Annotated in this window: 11 protein-coding genes; 7 read left to right on the top strand and 4 right to left on the bottom strand. The window is 65.2% G+C overall.

The window, feature by feature from the left end:
* The first annotated feature begins 203 nt into the window (after nucleotides 1-203).
* Nucleotides 204-1202, top strand: coding sequence for an AraC family transcriptional regulator (locus ACWEKS_RS27865; RefSeq protein WP_452342804.1), 999 nt, complete (start codon nucleotides 204-206; stop codon nucleotides 1200-1202).
* A 71-nt stretch (nucleotides 1203-1273) separates the two neighbouring features.
* Here the strand turns inward: ACWEKS_RS27865 and ACWEKS_RS27860 are convergent, their stop codons facing one another.
* The 4 genes from ACWEKS_RS27860 to ACWEKS_RS27845 all read right to left on the bottom strand — a co-directional run bounded on the left by ACWEKS_RS27860 (nucleotide 1274) and on the right by ACWEKS_RS27845 (nucleotide 6297).
* Nucleotides 1274-3679 carry a bifunctional salicylyl-CoA 5-hydroxylase/oxidoreductase gene (locus ACWEKS_RS27860; protein ID WP_452342803.1) on the bottom strand — a complete coding sequence of 802 codons (2406 nt, stop codon included), beginning with the start codon at nucleotides 3677-3679 and terminating at the stop codon, nucleotides 1274-1276.
* A gap of 6 nt (nucleotides 3680-3685) precedes the next feature.
* Nucleotides 3686-4177: an acyl-CoA thioesterase gene (locus tag ACWEKS_RS27855; RefSeq protein WP_452342802.1), complete on the bottom strand. Its 492-nt coding sequence runs from the start codon at nucleotides 4175-4177 to the stop codon at nucleotides 3686-3688.
* The gene (locus ACWEKS_RS27850) at nucleotides 4174-5787 is read right to left on the bottom strand and encodes an AMP-binding protein (RefSeq protein ID WP_452342801.1); all 1614 of its coding nucleotides are present in this window, start codon (nucleotides 5785-5787) and stop codon (nucleotides 4174-4176) included. Before ACWEKS_RS27850 ends, ACWEKS_RS27855 begins: the two co-directional genes overlap by 4 nt.
* A 105-nt stretch (nucleotides 5788-5892) precedes the next feature.
* Nucleotides 5893-6297: a RidA family protein gene (locus ACWEKS_RS27845; RefSeq protein WP_452342800.1), complete on the bottom strand. Its 405-nt coding sequence runs from the start codon at nucleotides 6295-6297 to the stop codon at nucleotides 5893-5895.
* 176 nt (nucleotides 6298-6473) lie between these two features.
* On the opposite strand from ACWEKS_RS27845, the gene ACWEKS_RS27840 reads away from it, so the two are divergent.
* From ACWEKS_RS27840 to ACWEKS_RS27815, 6 genes are all read left to right on the top strand, one after another.
* Nucleotides 6474-7340, top strand: a complete 867-nt coding sequence (locus ACWEKS_RS27840; RefSeq protein ID WP_452342799.1) for a fumarylacetoacetate hydrolase family protein — start codon at nucleotides 6474-6476, stop codon at nucleotides 7338-7340.
* Nucleotides 7337-7777 carry a cupin domain-containing protein gene (locus ACWEKS_RS27835; protein WP_452342798.1) on the top strand — a complete coding sequence of 147 codons (441 nt, stop codon included), beginning with the start codon at nucleotides 7337-7339 and terminating at the stop codon, nucleotides 7775-7777. Before ACWEKS_RS27840 ends, ACWEKS_RS27835 begins: the two co-directional genes overlap by 4 nt.
* A 110-nt stretch (nucleotides 7778-7887) precedes the next feature.
* Nucleotides 7888-9498 carry a phytoene desaturase family protein gene (locus ACWEKS_RS27830; RefSeq protein WP_452342797.1) on the top strand — a complete coding sequence of 537 codons (1611 nt, stop codon included), beginning with the start codon at nucleotides 7888-7890 and terminating at the stop codon, nucleotides 9496-9498.
* A gap of 112 nt (nucleotides 9499-9610) precedes the next feature.
* On the top strand, nucleotides 9611-10381 hold the full coding sequence (locus tag ACWEKS_RS27825) for a cyclase family protein (RefSeq protein WP_452342796.1): 771 nt from the start codon (nucleotides 9611-9613) through the stop codon (nucleotides 10379-10381).
* A gap of 13 nt (nucleotides 10382-10394) precedes the next feature.
* Nucleotides 10395-12560 carry a thiamine pyrophosphate-dependent enzyme gene (locus ACWEKS_RS27820; protein ID WP_452342795.1) on the top strand — a complete coding sequence of 722 codons (2166 nt, stop codon included), beginning with the start codon at nucleotides 10395-10397 and terminating at the stop codon, nucleotides 12558-12560.
* The gene (locus ACWEKS_RS27815; protein ID WP_452342794.1) at nucleotides 12557-14182 is read left to right on the top strand and encodes an indolepyruvate oxidoreductase subunit beta family protein; all 1626 of its coding nucleotides are present in this window, start codon (nucleotides 12557-12559) and stop codon (nucleotides 14180-14182) included. Before ACWEKS_RS27820 ends, ACWEKS_RS27815 begins: the two co-directional genes overlap by 4 nt.
* Nucleotides 14183-14195 lie beyond the last annotated feature (13 nt).

Raw genomic sequence — 14195 nt, 5'->3', positions numbered from 1 at the left:
CCGAGCTACGCACGCTAGTGTGACCCGAGTCACGGTAAGGAGCGGCTGGATCGTCGGCTATCCCGCAAACGCGGAGCTTGTCCGCACAGCGTCGATCCGGCGGTTCTTGACACGCATGACGCCGGGATGGAACAAACTGGTAACGCGCAATCATGACGACGGTCAGGAAGACGATATGCGTGCGTGTGTCGCCTGGAGGAAGCATGAAGCATGATGACCGCCCGCTCAGCCGGTACCGCCTTGCGGCCTCCAGCGACCCCGACGTCGTACGCGACACCGTCGGCCAGGCCTTTTGCGATCACCGGCTGTCACCACTGAGCCGCGGTACCGGACTCGACGCACACTTCAACGGCCTGCGCTGGAACAGCGTGGGCGTGTACTACCTGGAGTACGGCACCGATGTCCGCATCGACCCGCGCGACCTCGACGACTTCTACCTCGTCCAGGTCCCGCTCGTCGGTCGCGCCACGATCACCGTTGGAGCCGAAAGTTTCACCTCCACACCGGAAGTGGCCTCGGTACTCGATCCCGGACCGCGAGTATCGATGTCGTGGGAAGGGGCGAATCGGCAACTGCTGCTGCGCTTGGATCGCGCATCGGTTCACGACGTGCTGCGCAAAAAGCTCGGAAGGGAACCGACCACGCCCCTCGTATTCACCCCGCGGATGGATCTCACGACCCCGGCCGGCCGCACCTGGAGCGGGCTGTTCAAGCTGTTGACCGAGGCCGTCGGCTCGGCCGAGATCCCGGAATCCATACCGGTCCGGGAATTCGAAGGGCTCCTCGTCAGCCAGCTGCTGCTCGGCCAGCCGCACAACTACCGCGACGAGCTCGACCGGCGACCACAGCCGACCGTGGCCCGGCCCATCGCGCAGGCCGCGGATCTGATCGAAGCCCACGCCCATGAACCCCTCACCATCGACGACATTGCCGAGGCAATCGGTGTGAGCACACGCACGCTCCAGGACGGCTTCCGCCGCTACTACGACACGACACCGATGGCATACCTGCGCGATGTACGACTGCGGCGCGTGCGGACCGACCTGTTGCAGGCCGATCCGATAACCGCCACGGTGACCGATATCGCGATCCGGTGGGGATTCCTGCACCCGGGCCGTTTCTCGATCCTTTACCGCGATCGCTATGGCGAATCGCCGTCGCAGACACTTCGACTGGAACGTGACCGCGCCGCCCGGAAATAGCCCACACCACAAGGCAAATCCCCCGCCCGTTGCCGGGCGGGGGACGTCGAACAGATCCTGCGCGAACGTACTCAGCGACTCACACCGACCTCCGGCGGCTGCCAGCGTCGCCGGAGGGTCGTTGCCCCTGCAGCCGCGCGGATCAGCTGAAGACGCGGGGGCGGGCCGTCGGTACGGCCGTTAGGCGGTTTGCGGTTACCAGCGCGGAAGGGCGCGGGCCATTCCGCCGCCGCGCCGACATACTGCTGGTCCACAGCGGCGTGCAGTGTCCACTGCGGATCCCACAGGTGAGCGCGGCCGATCGCCACCAGGTCGGCACGCCCGGCGAGCAGGACCGAATTGACATCGTCGTAGGACGAGATGGCACCGACCGCCACCACCGAGATGCCGTGGGGCACACCGACCTCCTGCCGGATCCGGTCCGCGAACGGCGTCTGATAGCTGCGCCCGAACGCAGGCTTCTCATGCTTGACCACCTGGCCGGAGGACACATGCAGCACATCGGCTCCGTGTTCGGCGAATGCGCGAGCGATCTCGACAGCGTCGTCGACGGTGTTGCCCCCCTCTGCCCAGTCGGTGGCCGAAATACGCACCGACAGTGGCCGATCCGCGGGCCACACCGCTCGGATCGCATCGAAGACGCGCAGCGGGAAGCGTAAACGGTTCTCGAGCGAGCCGCCGAAGTCATCGGTGCGCTGATTGGCCAGTGGGGAGAGGAAGGAAGACAGCAGATATCCATGCGCACAGTGCAGTTCGAGCAGGTCGAACCCGGCGTGGGCGGCGGCCCGGCCCGACCGAGCGAACTGTTCGGTGATCTCGTCCATCTCCTCGCACGTGATCTCACGCGGGGTGCGGCTGTCGGGTCCGTAGGGGATGGCAGACGGGGCGACGGTGTCCCAGCCGCCGGTGTCGAGCGGATCGTCGATGCCCTCCCACATGACCTTGGTGGCGCCCTTGCGGCCGGAATGCCCCAGTTGCACACCAATCTTCGAGCGGGAATTGGCGTGCACGAAGTCCACGACCCGGGCCCACGCCCGCTCTTGTTCGGTGGTGTACAGCCCTGCGCAACCGGGCGTGATGCGCCCCTCCGGCGACACACACACCATCTCGGTCATTACCAGCCCAGCGCCGCCGAGCGCCTTGCTGCCCAGATGCACCAGGTGGAAATCGGTGGGCACACCGTCGACGGCGGAGTACATGTCCATCGGTGAGACAACGATCCGGTTGGGCAGCTCGATTCCCTTGAGCCGCAACGGATAGAACATGGGCGGACGAGTTTCGTCGCCGATCACCGCCTCGTTCTGCGGCGTGTCGTCCTGGTTCGAGAGGTACCACCCGTCGATCCGGTTCACGAATCCGTTGTCACGCAGCCGCAGGTTGTCGTAAGTGATACGGCGACTGCGCGTGAGGAGATTGAAGGCGAACTGATCCGGCGCTTGATCGGTGTAGTTGCCGATAGCTTCGAACCACTCCAGGCTGGCCTGGGCTGCCCGTTGAATGGACTCCACGACGGGTCGTCGCTCCTGCTCGTACTTCTCCAGACCGGTTGCGACGGAGTCGTTTTCGTGCAGACAGGCGGCGAGCGCGAGGGCATCTTCCATGGCCAGTTTCGTGCCCGAGCCAATGGAGAAGTGCGCGGTATGCGCGGCATCGCCCATCAGCACGACATTGCCGTGCCGCCACGTCCGGTTGCGGACCGTGGTGAAGTCGATCCACCGCGAGTTGTTGGCCTGCAGACCGTGGCCGTCCAACTCGTCGGCCAAGATCTCCGCCAGTAACGCGATGGACTTCTCGTCGTTCTCGCCGGGCAAGAACGCGCGGTCGGCGAACGCATCGAAACCGGCCTTCCGCCATACGGATTCGTGCATCTCCACGATGAATGTGCTCTGCTCGGCACTGAACGGATAGCCGTGTACCTGCATGACTCCGTACGGCGTGTGCTTGATGAAGAACTCGAATGCCTCGAACACCCGGTCGGTGCCCAGCCACATGTACCTATTGTGCCGCCGATCCAGATCCGGGCCGAACACATCCGCGAAACGGGTCCGCACCACGGAGTTGAGACCATCGGCCGCAAGCACCAGATCATGGGTGGCGGACAACTCCTCCACATCCGGCGCGAGCGTGCGGAAATGGATCGTGACACCCAGATCGGCGCATCGCCGCTGCAAGATGTGCAGCAACTCCTTGCGGCTCATCGCCGCGAACCCCTGACCGCCGGAGGTGCGGACCTCACCGCGGTAGTGGATATCGATGTCGCTCCAGCGGGCGAATTGCTCGCTCATCGCACGATAGATCTCCTCGTCGGCATGCTCGATGCCACCGAGGGTCTCGTCGGAGAACACCACACCGAAACCGAAGGTGTCGTCGGGAGCATTGCGCTCCCAGATGGTGATGTCGTGGGTGGAGTCGAGTTGTTTCATCAAGGCGGAGAAGTACAGCCCTGCGGGCCCTCCGCCGATCACGGCGATACGCATGAAGCTTCACGCTCTTCGGGTCGAGGTCGGTTCGAATTCAGTTGGCTGCCAGTTCGACTCGGCCGAGCCGAATTCGGGTATCGGGGCGCCGCGTAAGGCCGCGGCAATGTTGTCGGGCCATGGCAGCGAGCCCCTGTCGGCGTCGGGCGCATGGGCGGCGGTCAGGACGCCGCGGGCCGCGATCGTCGACGGTTCCGATCGTGGCGGCTGCGTCACCGCGGGGATCCTGGTGATGATGAAGTCGTACCGGAGCGAGGATCGGCCGACATTGGCCACCGACAGGCTGATGGCCGCGGTATCGCCGAACCAGAGGCGCTCCAGGTAGTCGACTTCATATCGCACTCGTGGAATACGGCCGAACAGCCAGCGCAGCCCGATTCGGTCGAGCAGTGCGGCTTCGGCGGCCTCCACCCAGCGCACAACCGTACTGTGGTGGTAGTGCCCAGCCGCGTCGGTGTCCTGCCAGTCCACGACACGCTCAATTACGATGCCGGTCATCGCGTCCCCCAGTTCTCGCGCACCTTGAACCGCTGTAGCTTGCCGCTGGGATTGCGGGGCAGGCTGTCGACGAATTCGATACTGCGCGGGTATTTGTACGGTGCCGCAGTGCTTTTGGCGAAGTCCTGGAGCTCCCGAGCCTTCGCCGCGTCGCCCGCGACGCCGTGCCGGAGCACCACCGCCGCGTGTACGATCATTCCGCGGTCCTCATCGGGAACCCCGATCACAGCACTCTCGACCACATCCGGGTGCTGGTCGAGGACTGCCTCGACCTCCGGTGCACCGATGTTGTATCCGGCGGAGACGATCATGTCGTCGCTGCGGGCGTGGTACCAGAAGTAGCCGTCGGCGTCGCGGGTGTAGGTGTCGCCGGTCAGATTCCAGCCATTGCGCACATACTGACGCTGACGGGGATCGGCCAGATACCGGCACCCGGTTGGTCCCTGCACCGCCAGCCGGCCGGGAGTGCCATCCGGTACCGGATTGCCGTCGTCGTCCTGGATCTCGGCACGAAATCCGGGCACGACCCTACCGGTGGAGCCGGGGCGGATGTCGTCGTCAGCCGCCGAGATGAAGACATGGAGGAGCTCGGTGCCACCGAGACCATTGATGATCTTCAGCCCGGTCCGTTCGTGAAATCGCTCGAAAACGGCTTCGGGCAGATGTTCACCGGCCGAAACGCACCGGCGCAGGGATTTCAGGCGCGCCGGATCGTCGCGCTTGATCAAAGACTTGTACGCGGTCGGCGCAGTGAAAAGCACTGTCACCGAATACTTCTCGATCGCGGCGACGAGCGCATCCGGATCGGGCTTCTCCAGCAGCACGACCGACGCTCCGACGGAGAGCGGGAAAATCACCAGCCCACCGAGGCCGAAAGTGAATGCCAGAGGCGGTGTCCCGATGAAGACATCAGCGCCGTGCGGTCGCAGCACATGCGTGGAGAAGGTGTCGGCAATGGCCAGCACGTCGCGGTGGAAGTGCATGGCGACCTTCGGCATTCCGGTCGTACCCGAGGTCGGCGCGAGCAGCGCCACGTCGTCGGCACTGGTCCGCACATCGGTGTAGACGACCGGTTTCGCTGCCGCCCTGCGGATCAGGTCTTCGTCGCCTGGCCCGCCGACCGAGGCGATACGCAAGGCGGTGTCGGCCGCGGACAGTTCGTCGAGCAGCCGGTGATCACACAAAGCTAGCGCCGGGCGGGTCAGCTCGATCAGTTTGGTCAGCTCGGGAGCACGCAGCAGGGGCATGGTGGTCACCACCACCCCACCCGCCTTGACGACACCGAACCAGCAGGCAACCAGCCACGGGGTATTGGGAGCGCGCAACAGCACACGGTTCCCGGGAACCAGGCCGTAGTCGTCGGCCAGCACATGCGCAATCTGGTTCGCACGGTCGAGAAGATCGCCGTAGGTCCACGTTTCGGACTCGGCGTACAGGCAGGGCCTGGCCCTGCCATGGACCGCTACCGTCGCATCGAGCAAGGCGCTCGCGCAGTTGAGTCGATCGGGGTAGTGCAACCCTGCCAGGTCGAAGACCAGATCGGGCCAGTCGGTTTCGGGCGGGAGATTGTCCCGGCAGAAGGTGTCGTTGTGCGCGGAGGGTGTGAGCATCAAGCTCGGCCCTTTCGAACTGGTGAGGCCAATACAATCTCATTGCTTATGGTTAACCGCCGTCGATGTCGCGCCATATTCCGAGGCCGCACCGAGCCGGTGATGTCAGGCCTGTTCGGAGCCCAGTGCGGCTACGGCCTGAATCTCCACGAGCGCTTCGGGTTGCCAGAGCGCGGTGACACCGATCCCGGCCATCGCCGGGTACGTCTCGCCGACCAACTCGCGCCAGAGCCGGCCGATTTCCTTGGCGTTGGCCTGATAGCCGGGAATGTCCAGCAGATAGATGGTCACCGACAGTAGATTCTGCGGCTTTCCACCCGCAGCTTCCAGCGCCGCGATCACATTGGCCAGCGCCTGCCGGAACTGGGCGACGATACCGCCGTCGACGATCGTCCCCTCGGGTGTCAAGGCCGTCTGGCCCGCCAGATGAACGATGTCGCGATACCGCGTGGCGTGGGCGAAACCGGAGGGTTTCGCCAGCTCGGGCGGATTGATGTGGTCGACGGGCATGATCGCCTCTTTCTTGCGGAGACCCACCGGGCGGCGAGCCGATTCGAACCGGGGTGGTCCGAACCACAGTATGGTGTTACATTGATGCTCGTCAATAGAACGCTATATCCGAGCTTCCGCTCCCGGCGTTCGAAGCCGCCGCGGGCAACCCGGCCGAATTCCTGGAGTCCCCAGCGATGCGTTTGCGAACAGTTCTCCGCGACGACCACGGCAGTCGCGCCGAAGTCCACGCCGATGGACAGTGGTATGCGACGACGGCCACCGACGTCGGCGCGCTGCTCTCGGACGAGAACTGGCGCTCGGTCCGACCGCTGCCCGGCGCGCAGCCGCCACCCGGCCGGTCGGCGCCGGTAGTGACAGCGCCGACCAAGATCGTGTGCTGCGGCCACAATTACCGCGCCCACATCGCCGAGATGGGTCGAGCCGCGCCCGAATTCCCCACACTCTTTGCGAAATTCGCCGACACCCTCACTGCCTGGGACGCCGACATCGCCCTGCCCGGCCCGCCCGAAACGGTGCTGTTCGACTGGGAGGCCGAACTCGCGATCATTGTGGGCGCCACCCTGCGCCGGGCCGATCGCGACACGGCGCGGGCAGCCATAGCCGGATACACCGTCGCGAACGACTTCTCGGTGCGCCACTGGCAGCGGCGGACTTCACAGTGGTTGCAAGGCAAGGCATTCGACGCCACCACTCCACTGGGTCCTGATCTGGTGACGCCCGACGAGGCCGACCCCGCCGATGGCCTCCGCATCGTCTGCCGAGTCAACGGCGCCGAGAAGCAGACCGGGGCCACCGACGACCTCGTCTTCGATCCGGCGACCCTGCTGTCGTACATCTCCGCGTTCACCGTGCTGCGTCCCGGTGACGTCGTACTGACCGGCACGCCGGGGGGTGTCGGCATCGCGGCGGACCCGCCGCGCTACCTGCGTGCCGGCGATGTCGTCGAGACCGAAATCGAGGGCATCGGCCTGCTGCGCAATCGAATCACCCTGTCCCCCAATGATATCGAGCCCGCCCAGCGGGACGGAAAGGAATCATGATGACCAGCGACTCCACCATCCAGGTCGCTCCGATTGTCACCAGAGCCGGAGCGGAGTACACCGAGACGGCACAGTCCGGTGGCGCGGTGCGCGTCTCGGGCGTGAGCCCGCAGCACACCCCGGCGACCAAGATCTGGTACGGCAAGGTGACCAACGAACCCGGCTATCGTTCCTTGCCCCATCACCACGGCGAAGCCGAGACCGGCGGCTATGTCCTCACCGGGAAGGCACGCATCTACTACGGGGAGAACTATGCGGAGTACGTCGACATGAGCGAGGGCGATTTCGTATTCGTGCCACCGTTCATGCCGCACGTCGAGGTGAACATGAGCACCGCCGAGAAGCTGGTCTGGCTGACCTGCCGCACTCCGGACAATATCGTCGTCAACCTGCCCGATGTCGACGATTCCATCCTGGTTGGATATCGGCGGGCGTGAGATTCGAGCTCGGGTCGCACCGCCGGCCCGGGCCATCGGACCGCACGATCCGGACAGATGCCGCGCGCAGCGTATAGCCGAGCAAGTCCCGCAACCCTACCGTGCGTCCTATGACCGACATCACAACCGAAGCCGACGCGATTGTCGTCGGCTCAGGGGTCAACGGGCTGGTGGCCGCGGCCGAGTTGGCACTGGCCGGCTGGTCGGTGCAGGTGCTGGAGCGTAATGCGGAGATCGGTGGATTCATCGCCACCGAAGAACGCACTCTTCCCGGCTACCGGCACGACACCTACTCGTCCTGGCATCCCTTGTTCGTCTCCGGCGCCGCCTATGCGAGCCTCGGACCCTACCTGCACGAACACGGACTCGAATTCCGCAACACCGAAGAATGGGTGACCGCCAGCGTTGCCGACGACGGCCGCGTCACCATCGCACACCGCGATCCGGAACGCACCGTCATGGAGTTCGCTGACCCCCACGACCGAACCGCATATCTCGCGATGCTGGCCCGGCTTGCGGCGAGTGCGGCACCGATCGGCGGACTGATGGACGCCGAACTGCGCTCGCCGTCCGCCCTCCGACCACTGGCCGGGCTGATCCGCGGCGGGCGACGCGGCACTGAAGACTGGCTGCGGATGGCGCTCACCAGCGGTCGCGGATTCGCGCGCCGCGAGTTTCGCGGCCACGAGGTCGATCACCTCTATGCACCGTGGCTGCTGCACGCGGGTCTCTCTCCGGATCATGCTTCAGGCGGACTGATGATTCCGCTGCTCGCGACCACCCTGCACGGGGCCGGACTGCCGGTGGTCGCCGGCGGATCCGCCGGGCTGCTGACAGCGTTCGAGTCGCTGCTGCGTTCCCTGGGCGTCGTGGTGCGAACTTCCACCTTCGTGGAGCGGATCCTCGTGGACCACGGCCGAGCAGTCGGGGTCGTCGCCAATGGCCACGCCACCTACGCCCGCCGCGCGGTGCTCGCTTCGGTGACGCCAACCGCGTTGTACGACAAGCTGTTACCACCTGACGCAGTGTCATCCACCATCCGCGCCGAGGCTGCCACCTTCCGCTACGGCCGCGCGGAAATGCAAGTCCATGTCGCTTTGTCGGCGCCGCTGGACTGGGCCGACACCCGATTGCGGGACATTCCGTTGATTCACGTCTCCGATGGATCCGACAGCACCGGAATCGCCTGCGCCGAGGCCGAAGCCGGGCTGCTCCCCCGCCGACCGACCGTCGTCGTCGGCCAGCAGTACCTGCTCGACCCCAGCAGGGTGCCGGAGGGTACGGCCGCACTCTGGCTGCAACTGCAGGAAGTCCCATTCGCACCGGTAGGCGATGCGGCCGGAGCGCTGGATACCACTCATGGCTGGACTCCGGCGCTGGCACGGAGTTTCGCCGATCGTGTATTGGCGCGAATCGCCACCCACGCTCCCGACCTTCCCCGAAAAGTGCTCGCGGTCGACGTCATCACCCCGGCCGATCTGGCCGCACACAACCCGAATGCCGTCACGGGCGATCCCTACGGGGGTTCGTGCGAATTGGACCAAAGTTACCTCTGGCGCCCGTTGCCCTCCGCCGGACGGCATGCGACACCCGTGTCCGGATTGTGGCAGATCGGCGCATCCACGCATCCCGGCCCCGGATTGAGCGGCGGATCGGGACACCTCGTAGCGCGAACGCTCACGCGAAATCGCAAGCTGCGCAGACTGTTCCGTGCACATTGAACAGCGCCGCCGGTGGATTGCGCCGGCCGGACAACCGCCGCGTGCTGTGGATAGCTCGGCCCGATCCACCGCATCAGACTTCGACACCAGTTACCTCACCTCAGGAGCCACGATGTCTCTGCTCAACGCCGTCATCGAAGCGACCCGCTCCGGCGCTGTCGACATCATCGATCTCACTACTCCGTTGCAGGAGTCCACCCCGATCCTGCAGCTGCCGCCGCCACTGGCCAACACCGTCCCGTTCCGGCTCGAGGAGATCAGCCGCTACGACGACCGCGGGCCCGCCTGGTACTGGAACAACATCCACACCGGCGAGCACACGGGCACCCATCTCGACGCACCGGTGCACTGGTTGAGCGGCCGTGACGGACACGATGTCTCGCAAGCCCCGATGCGCACACTGTTCGCGCCCGTTGCACTGATCGACATGACCGCTGAGGTCGCGGACGACCCGGAATTCCTGTTGGAAATCGATCACATCCGCCGCTGGGAGAACGAGCACGGACCACTCCCGGCGGGCGGCTGGCTGCTCTATCGCACCGGATGGGAATCCCGAGGTGAGGATGCGGCCGCGTTCACCAATGACGGGCACACACCCGGCGTTTCCGCCGCTTGCGCCAAGTGGCTGGCCGAAGAGTCTGCACTGACCGGACTCGGCGTGGAAACCGTCGGCACCGACGCCGGTGCGGCCGCTGGGTTCGAACCGCCCTTCCCCTGCCACAGCCAGCTGCTCGGCGCCAACAAATGGGGCCTGACCAGTCTGCGCAACCTTGCCCGACTGCCCGCCACCGGCGCCCTGCTGATCGTGTCCCCGCTGCCGATCGTCGGCGGGTCCGGCAGCCCGGCGCGGGTGCTCGCACTCGTCGAACGCGACGCCGGATAAGGGAGGGAAAACCATGGCGGAACGGTCTTTTGCGAACGAGGTCGGCAAACTGCGGCAGGGCTCCGGTACGACCCTGCATGTGGAGGGGATCCTGGCAGTAACGAAGGCGCTGCTGCAGGCCGGCGTCGCCTATGTCGGCGGCTACCAGGGCGCACCGATCTCCCATCTCATGGACGTGCTCGGCGATTCCAAAGACGTACTCGACGAGCTCGGCGTCTATTTCGAAAACAGCGCCTCGGAAGCTACCGCGGCGGCGATGCTGGCCGCGTCGGTGCACTATCCGCTACGTGGCGCGGTGACATGGAAGTCGACCGTGGGCACCAACGTTGCTGCCGACGCCCTGGCGAATCTGGCCAGCGGCGGCGTCACCGGCGGAGCACTCATCATTCTCGGCGAGGACTACGGCGAGGGCTCGAGCATCATGCAGGAGCGTTCGCACGCGTTCGCGATGAAATCGCAGATGTGGCTGTTGGATCCGCGGCCGAACATCACTGCGATCGTGGACGCGGTCAAATCCGGCTTCGAGTTGTCGGAGGCGAGCAACACCCCTGTGTTCTTGCTGCTGCGGCTGCGCTCTTGTCACCTGCATGGAGCGTTCGAGGCCGAAGACAACAAGCGGCCTCCGATGACGGTCACCGAAGCGACCCGGCGGCCCGCTCGCGACGTGAGTCGAATCGTGCTGCCGCCGGCCAACTTTCAACATGAGAAGGAAAAGATCGAAAACCGGTGGCCTGCCGCGGTGCAGCACATCCGCGACCATGGGCTCAATGAGGTGTTCGGCGATGACCTCGCTGACGTCGGAATCATCGTTCAAGGCGGGCTGTACAACACCCTCAACCGGTCGATGGAACTGCTCGGCTGCTCGGATGCGTTCGGCAACACTCGGGTACCGGTGTACGTAATGAACGTTGCCTACCCGGTGATCGACGAAGAAGTCATCGGATTCTGCACTGGCAAGCGCTCGGTGCTGCTGATCGAAGAAGGCCAGCCGGACTTCATCGAACAGAACATCAATGCCATCCTGCGCCGTGCCGACATACCCACAAAACTGCACGGCAAGGACATGCTGACCATGGCGGGCGAGTACACCTCGCTGGTCGTCACGCGTGGAGTGCATAGCTTTCTCAGCAGATATCTGCCCGAGGTCATCACTGCCGAACCCGCGCTCCTGCGCTCGGCCGATGACCCGGCGAGCCCGTTCGCGGTCCGGGTCGAGCCGCACATCGTGCGGCCCCGACCGCCCGGGCTGTGCACCGGATGCCCGGAGCGACCCATCTTCAGCGGATTGAAGCTCGCCGAACGCGAAACGGGTGAACATCACATCAGCGCCGACATCGGCTGTCACTTGTTTTCGATAAACGCACCGTTCGATCTGGGGGCGACAACCATGGGCTATGGCCTCGGTTCGGCGGCTGCGGCGGCGCTGAACTCGAAGGGCTCCGACCGCCGAACCATCGCGATGATGGGCGACGGGGGCTTCTGGCACAACGGGCTGAGCAGCGGCGTCGGCAACGCGGTCTTCAACAAGAACGACCAGCTACTGGTAGTCGTCGACAACGATTACGCAGCCGCCACTGGAGGTCAGGACGTGCTCTCCTCGCACGCCGACCTGCCGACCCGCTCCACCAAACATCCCATCGAGCGGGCCGTCCGCGGCATCGGTGTCAACTGGGCCAGGACCATAGACAACACCTACGACGTCACCACCGTGCGCGACACCTTCGTCGATGCGCTCACCACCGATGAGACAGGGCCGAAAGTCCTTGTCATGCAAAGCGAATGCCAGCTCAACCGGCAACGACGTGAGAAGCCGCAGCGGGCACAGGCCTTGCAGGCCGGCGAGCGGGTGGTCCGCGAACGTTTCGGCGTCGACCCGGAGACCTGCACCGGTGACCACGCCTGCATCCGCATCTCCGGCTGCCCGTCGCTGACCATCACCGACAACCCCGACCCCATGCGCACCGATCCGATCGCGACCGTGCTCGACAGCTGCGTCGGATGCGGAGTGTGCGGCGCCAACGCGCATGCGGCCGTGTTGTGTCCGTCCTTCTACCGGACGGACGTTGTCTACAACCCCACCCGGCGCGATCGCATGCTGGCCCGGCTGCGCACCTGGTGGATCACCATGCTCGCGCGCGGAATAGAGCGCCGCGCCGCCGGATTCGAGGTAACACCATGACAGGTTGGTACACCGGACAGCGCCCCATAACAGTCGCGATCCTGGCCATGGGCGGCGAAGGCGGCGGCGTGCTCTCCGACTGGATCGTGGAAGTCGCCGAGTCAGCCGACTACTTCGCCCAGACCACGTCTGTGCCCGGTGTCGCCCAGCGCACCGGATCCACCGTGTACTACGTGGAACTGTTCCCGCCCTCCCGAACCGGCCACATCACCGGAACCGGACGCAGCGAACCTGTGCTGAGTGTGTTCCCCACCCCCGGTGAAGTGGACATCGTGATCGCCTCCGAGCTGATGGAAGCCGCCCGTGCCGTCCAACGTGGTTTCACAACACCGGATCGAACCACCCTGTTCACCTCCACACACAGGGTGTATTCGATCGACGAGAAGATGGCTCTCGGCGACGGTCGGGTCGACAGCGCGACGCTGCTGGACGTGGCCCGGCGCGGATCGAAGCGACTGATAGCGTCCGACTTCATGGCAGTAGCCGAGCACCACCGCAGCGTGATCAGTGCGGCGCTGTTCGGCGCCGTGGCCGGATCCGGCGTATTACCGTTCACCCGAGAACAATTCGAAGCGCCGATTCGCGGCTTCGGCAAAGGGATCGAACAGTCCCTACGTGCGTTCGCCGACGGCTTCAGCGCTGCCGCCGCACCGACCGTCACCGAATCCCCGATCCCGCCGCGAACTTCACAGCCAGTGGAATTGACCCTCATTCCCCGGCCGCTTACCGCCGACGAGCGCAAGGCACGGGAAGATGAGCGCCGCACCGAAATAGCCGCCATGGACCCCGCAGCGCTCGTCGGCCCGAAACTGCGGAAGCTCGCGGAGGCCGTCAGAGAGCTCCCGCCTGCGGCGCGGTCCATGATCCTGCACGGCCTGGTCCGCACTGCGGTGTATCAGAACACTTCGTACTCACGGCTATATCTGAGTCGCGTGCGAGAATTCGCGGCAGTAGATCCAGATGCCGAGGGCAGCGCGCTGCTCACCATCGAAGCGGCCCGGCAGGTCGCACTGTGGATGTGCTATCAGGACACCATTCAGGTTGCGCTGCAAAAAATCCGGCGACACCGCATGGATCGCATCCGCTCCGAGGCGCGTGCCGAACCGGGCCAGCTGATTCAGGTCCGCGAGTACCTCCACCCACAGATCGACGAGATCACCGACACCATGCCGGCTCGAGTCGGCTCGGTCCTGCGCCGATCCGGCACCTTCCAGCGTCTGGTCCGAAAATTCACCCGTCGAGGCATGACCGTCAATACCAGCTCGATCACCGGCTACACCGCCCTGTCGATAACAGCCCGACTTCGCCCTTTGCGCCCACGATCGTTGCGCTATCAGCGCGAACAGCATGCCATCGACGAGTGGCTGAAAGCAGCATCGACCGCTGCCCCACTCGATGCCGACCTCGCTCGCGAGATCCTCGAATGCCAAAGTGTGCTCAAGGGCTACGGCGCTACCTTCGAACACGGCACCGACAGTTTCGGAAAACTCATGCACGCTGCCCACAAACTAACCGGGCACCCAGATGCGGCCGAACATCTCTCGAAGCTTCGGGCGGCCGCGCTCGCCGACGAGACCCATACAGCGCTGACCATCGAGCTCGCTGCAGGGCTGCCCAGCTGACAATCCTCTGAAG

It is taken from the genome of Nocardia sp. NPDC004711, from assembly GCF_053601595.1.
Note: the sequence above shows the minus strand (reverse complement) of the source record. Positions and strands in the feature narration are given on the sequence as shown.